6 protein-coding genes are annotated in these 5,672 nt (G+C 38.1%); 3 read left to right on the top strand and 3 right to left on the bottom strand.

All coding sequences use genetic code 11. From position 1 onward, the window contains the following. The first annotated feature begins 83 nt into the window (after window positions 1-83). The 3 genes from I2F62_RS12755 (at window position 84) to I2F62_RS12745 (ending at window position 3,086) form a co-directional block, all read left to right on the top strand. Window positions 84-722 (top strand): hypothetical protein, encoded by a 639-nt coding sequence (locus I2F62_RS12755; protein ID WP_324627370.1) that lies wholly within the window; start codon window positions 84-86, stop codon window positions 720-722. Window positions 723-978: 256 nt separating this feature from the next. Then, window positions 979-2,169, top strand: coding sequence for an ammonium transporter (locus I2F62_RS12750; protein WP_324627369.1), 1,191 nt, complete (start codon window positions 979-981; stop codon window positions 2,167-2,169). 131 nt (window positions 2,170-2,300) lie between these two features. Further along, entirely contained in the window at window positions 2,301-3,086 is a 786-nt protein-coding gene (locus tag I2F62_RS12745; RefSeq protein WP_324627368.1) for a hypothetical protein, read from the top strand. An 8-nt stretch (window positions 3,087-3,094) separates the two neighbouring features. Here I2F62_RS12745 and I2F62_RS12740 read toward each other — a convergent pair whose 3' ends face one another. The 3 genes from I2F62_RS12740 to I2F62_RS12730 form a co-directional block, all read right to left on the bottom strand. Next, window positions 3,095-4,414, bottom strand: coding sequence for an ATP-binding protein (locus I2F62_RS12740; protein WP_324627367.1), 1,320 nt, complete (start codon window positions 4,412-4,414; stop codon window positions 3,095-3,097). 7 nt (window positions 4,415-4,421) lie between these two features. Further along, window positions 4,422-5,102, bottom strand: coding sequence for a response regulator transcription factor (locus tag I2F62_RS12735; RefSeq protein ID WP_324627366.1), 681 nt, complete (start codon window positions 5,100-5,102; stop codon window positions 4,422-4,424). A gap of 425 nt (window positions 5,103-5,527) precedes the next feature. Then, window positions 5,528-5,672, bottom strand: a 145-nt coding sequence (locus I2F62_RS12730; RefSeq protein ID WP_324625736.1) for an integrase core domain-containing protein, incomplete at its 5' end; no start/stop codon positions are given.

Raw genomic sequence — 5,672 nt, 5'->3', positions numbered from 1 at the left:
CTATCAGATAGCGATTCAACCACGAATTCATCTGCACCTTCGAATACCACTAAGAATATTTTCGGTCTATAAGGATTTATACGATGTCAGCTCTTAGAAAAACAACTCTGATCAGTTTCACTATCTGTTCTGTTCTGTTCTCACATGTCGCATCTGCAACAACCTGTATCAGTGATACTAAATCACAAAATGCAGCAAGATTAGGAGACAAAGACTCTTGGGCACTAGGCAAAACACAAGCCAACAAAACGTGGGACGATTGGATTTGGCGTGGACCGATTTTCAAATGCACCAATACAGGAACGATTAGCTGCTCATATGCATGGAATGAAACCAAAACAACAGGATATTCTTGGGGTGTAGGCACGTCATTAGATATGCCTAAAGGCTTGCCAATCATTGGTGATTATCTTTCTCTGATTCATTTCAATGCTAAATACGATCGTCAGCAATCTTTCTCAACCAGCTTTACATGGACTGTCAATATTCAACCGGGCTACTATGCACAACCTATTCAAGTCGTTGTTCGCCGTTGGGTGAGTGGTGATTTCCAAGGGATGCAGGTCGCGACCGGCAAAGAATGTTCATATGATGTCTTAAACGGTCGTGAATTAAGACATATCCGTGGTCATGAATATTACTGGGATGGCTCTATACGATATGGCCACTGGCAGACCAACAAAGAAGAATCACGTTATGCAACCTACTATATTCATAAATAATTCAGTTATATCACTAATATAACTTAGTTAGTACGCTACCTTTTCACCCTCTCCCTAGCGTACTAACTTTTTAGGGCATTTTTCGCCCCATTAACGATCAAAAATAATAAATTGGTGCATTTCTTGCTTTAAGTGAGCAACTCTTTTATCTCTCATGTTGGTTGCTTTATTTTTGGTTGTTTTTGGAATCATTTTAGTGCATTCACACAATAATGATTCGTCAAAACACAAATCAAGCACTCAAGTTGAACACATTATGCAAAATATAGATCTCCTTTTTTTACTTCTTGGTGCGGTACTGGTTTTAGCAATGCATGCAGGATTTGCGTTTTTAGAACTCGGAACAGTTCGACATAAAAATCAGGTCAATGCCTTAAGCAAAATTTTGTCTGACTTTTCCATCTCAGCCATCGCCTACTTCTTTGCAGGTTATTACATTGCTTATGGACAACATTTTTTCCATAACGCCCCTACGCTTGCTTCAGATCACGGCTACAACCTTATGCGCTGCTTCTTTTTACTCACCTTTGCCGCCGCTGTCCCTGCAATTATTTCAGGTGGTATTGCTGAACGTGCCAAAATGCAGCCTCAGGCTATTGCAACCTTTATTTTGGTGGGGCTCGTTTATCCATTCATTGAAGGCATAATTTGGAACAACAACTTTCATTTTCAAGATGCATTACAACAATATTTCGGCGAAACATTTCACGACTTTGCAGGATCTGTTGTGGTACATGCCGTGGGTGGATGGATGGCGCTTGCGGCCGTATTACTTTTAGGTGCACGCTATGGGCGCTATCGTAAAGATGGCGCGATTGCAGCAGCTCACCCACCATCATCCATTCCATTTCTAGCCTTAGGATCTTGGATTTTAATTGTTGGCTGGTTTGGTTTTAATGTCATGAGTGCGCAACGCGTTGATGCCATTTCAGGTTTAGTGGCGATCAATTCACTCATGGCCATGGTTGGCGGCACACTTACTGCAAACTTTATGGGTAAAAATGACCCAGGTTTTTTACATAACGGACCATTAGCAGGCTTGGTCGCAATTTGCGCAGGCTCAGATATTGTCCACCCCATTGGTGCTTTGGTGATTGGTGCATTTGCAGGAATTTTATTTGTTCAACTATTCACCTATACACAAAACAAACTTAAAGTGGACGATGTACTCGGTGTTTGGCCTATGCACGGTGTTTGTGGTGCTTTTGGCGGCATTGCAGCAGGCATTTTTGGCAAAACTTGGCTTGGTGGATTAGGTCATGTGTCGTTTATTGTACAAACGATTGGCACAATTGCAGCGATTGCCGTTGCCTTTATTGGCAGCTTAGCTGTTTATGGTATTTTAAAAGCCACCATAGGTATCCGTTTGAGTCAAGAAGATGAATATCGTGGTGCAGATCTCTCAATTCATCGCATTTCTGCCAATGCTGAAGAAAGTAAGTTTTAAATCTTCAAAACCAGCATTTTAAAAACCTCATCTTATTGATTGCAACAGAGGAACCACAGTGAAAACATAGCATCGCTATAATTTTTCACGTAAAATACGTGGTTCTTCTGAAGCGATGCTCGCCCTTTCATATGCAGAAATATCAAGATTTTTTAGCCCAAAATGTATCCGCTCAAATTAATTCAATTAAATCTTACGATATTGATGGCATAAAAGTCTGGCTGAAAAAGGCATCTAAACGCCACCCCAAATGGCTGTATCTGCTGGCATCTTGGGGCGCTAAATTATTCAATATTCAAATTCTCACCCCTGTGCCTAATTATGGTGGTGCAAGTGCCATTCATTGCGAGGCATCACGTATTGAAAGCTTGGCAAAAACTGGCGTGAATGTGCCTAAAATTTTAGCCGTTTCAGATTCAGGCTTGCTAATTCAAGATATCGCCTCAAATGATGACCAACTCAAACAGCTTGATCATGCGCTCGCTTATGAACCCGATTTTCAAAAACGCTTTGGTTTTTTTAAACGTGCGTGTGAAGAAATAAAGAAAATACATGTACAAGATAATTACTTAAGCGAAGCCTTTGGTCGAAATATTTTAATCGATAGTCACTCCAATATTGCCTTTATTGATTTTGAAACAGATCCACACACCGTACTTGATCTAGAAACTTGCCAAGCACGAGATTGGTTATGTTTTACTTTTTCTACGGCATTTCGCTTTAACGAAGAAGAGCGCGTCATTGTAGAGCAATATTTTTCTAATTTACTGCAAGACCAACCCAATAGCCTTGATCAACTGATTAAAATCGGACGCCGTTTTGGCTGGCTCAATAAAGTAAAAGTTGAAAAAACTGGTAATGATGGCAAGCGGATGAAGATTTTTTTAAAATTCTTACACAACTTAAAACAGGTGTAGCGTAGGTTTTAAGATATGCTTAATGGCAATTTCACAATCACCTTTAAGCCACCTAATTCGGTACTTTTGGCAAAAGTTAATTCACCACCGACTCGTTGTGTCGCCTTTTGCACAATGGATAAGCCCAATCCACTACCCACTTCTAAATGATGATGAACGCGATAGAAACGTTTTAATACTTCTTCGTATTGTGCCTCAGGAATACCAGGGCCGCTGTCTTCAATCACAATATAAGCATCTTGTAATTTACCCGAATAGACCGAAATATTAATCAATCCTGCTTCAGGGGTATACTTAATGGCATTATCAATGAGGTTATAAATAACTGAATGTAATGTCGGTTCAAAACTATACAACTCCACCCGATCATTACGCTCAAAACCTAAATCAATTTCTTTCTCCATAGCCAGATTCATGAGCTGTTCAACGCAATTTAAGGCCACGTCATTCAAACAAATCATTTTTGGCGTTTCGACCACATTAATTGAGGCATCTTGTTTGGCTAAAGATAAAAGCTGACTGACCAAATGCTGAATACGTGCAAGCCCTTTACTTAAATTGAGCAACGCATGATTTTCTGGAAAATCTCGTAATAAAATTTTTGTCTGTAAATTTAATGCTGTAATAGGCGTTCTTAACTCGTGCGCAGCATCTGCAATAAACTGTTTTTGCTCTTGCTGTGTTTTTGAAATGCGGTCGAATAAATAATTAATTTCATGTACTGCAGGCAACAATTCAATTGGATATTGCGCCTCTTGTATATGGCTCAGTTCGTTAGAATCGCGCTGAGCCAATTCATTTTTCATATCATCTAATGGTTTCAGGCTGCGGCGAATCATCAAGAAAATAAACAGCAGTACGACAGGCATAATCAGAATATACGGCAAGACCATGCTGCCTGCCAATTCTAAAGCCAAAACTTGTCGCACGCGTTCGTGCTGACTCACTTGAATTTGAAAATCTTTGGTCGGTAATACATAGGTATACCAAGTGCCACTATCTGTTTCGCGCTGGGCAAATCCAGCAGTTTTCACGCGAGGTAACAATAGTGGGTTTTTATTTAACTCGGCTGGATCTTTGTAAGACCAAATATCAACCAATAATTCTTTATCTAATTCATTTTGATCAAGATTAAAGCGACCATGCATTTCTTGCAGTTGAACTCCTGTTGCTCGTTTTGCAAGAAATTCCATTTGCGTATCTAAAATACGGGTTAGCTCTTGAATGGCAATATGATAGGTTGAAAACATCAAAACACATGCCATAGCAAAACTTAAGAATGATGTAAATAAAACCAATCTTGTATTTAATGATGTGCGTTTTGACATAAAAAACTCAAACTGAATGATGCCCTAAACGATAACCTAAACCACGAATGGTGCGTATAAAATTTTTACCCAGTTTGGCACGTAAATGGTGAATGTAGACTTCTATGGTATTACTTGAAACTTCACTGTCAAAGTCATACAACTTATCTTCTAAATTGGCTTTCGAGAAAATCTTGTTTGGGTGCATCATCAATGGCGTTAAAATGGCCCATTCTCGATTGGACAATTCAATCATTTGGCCTTTATATTTGGCTATATGCTGCTCTACATCTAACACTAAATCGCCATTGACTAACACTTTATCATTTTGTGTGGCTTGCGCTTCAAGTCCTGCACGGCGCAATAATGCTTGAATTCTTGCAAAAAGTTCTTCAAATTCATAAGGTTTAACCAGGTAATCATCTGCACCTTGGTTTAAACCATCCACACGATTCTCAAGTTGGTCGCGCGCAGAGATAATCAACACTGGAATTTGTGTTTTTTGTCGAATTTGTTTGAGTACTTGCATACCATCCATCATTGGTAAACCAAGATCCAAAAGCACTAAATCGTACTTTTGTTTGACCAATGTTGCTAAACCATCGACCCCATTATTTACCCATTCAACATCAAAACCATGATATTTCAATAAAGTAATGGTCGATTCAGCAATCATAAAATCATCTTCGATAATTAATATTTTGGCCATACATCACACTCTAATTCGACTTAATAAGTGAATGAATTCACTCTACTTGTAACATAAATAAGTTTAACTCTTCAATTAAGCGACTCATTTACATTAATGTACACAGAATTTGTCTATAACAGTCATTTTTCTGAAATTTTCTGAAAAATTTAGCCAAATGAATCAATAAGAAATACTCATGCAATCATTTTATTTGAACACAGATTTTTTAGTAATTGGCCTGTGAACCATAAAATATGAGTCTAGCTTTCATAGTTGCAATGTATAAGCATTAACTTAAAAAACACTTAAACAATGATGTAGATTAGCAATAGAGTATAAAATTTAATCAAAAAATCCATTTGTTGTAAATTATTCTATTTATAAAAAAACGGTAATACCCCCATTATTAATCGAATCTATAAGTAGAATATCCTAAGCCTTTATTATTGTTTAAAATTAGGTGGTCTACCATCAACTGACATATGTGGTCGTTCATGATTATAGAAGTATTGCCATGCTGTTGTATAGTTCTGAACGTCTTCAATATCTCGAAATAACTGCTGATTTAAACACTCATAACGTACTGTT

Origin of the sequence: Acinetobacter sp. MD2(2019), from assembly GCF_035615615.1 — a bacterium.
Taxonomy (GTDB): Bacteria; Pseudomonadota; Gammaproteobacteria; order Pseudomonadales; family Moraxellaceae; genus Acinetobacter.
This window is presented reverse-complemented; position numbering and strand designations above follow the sequence as displayed.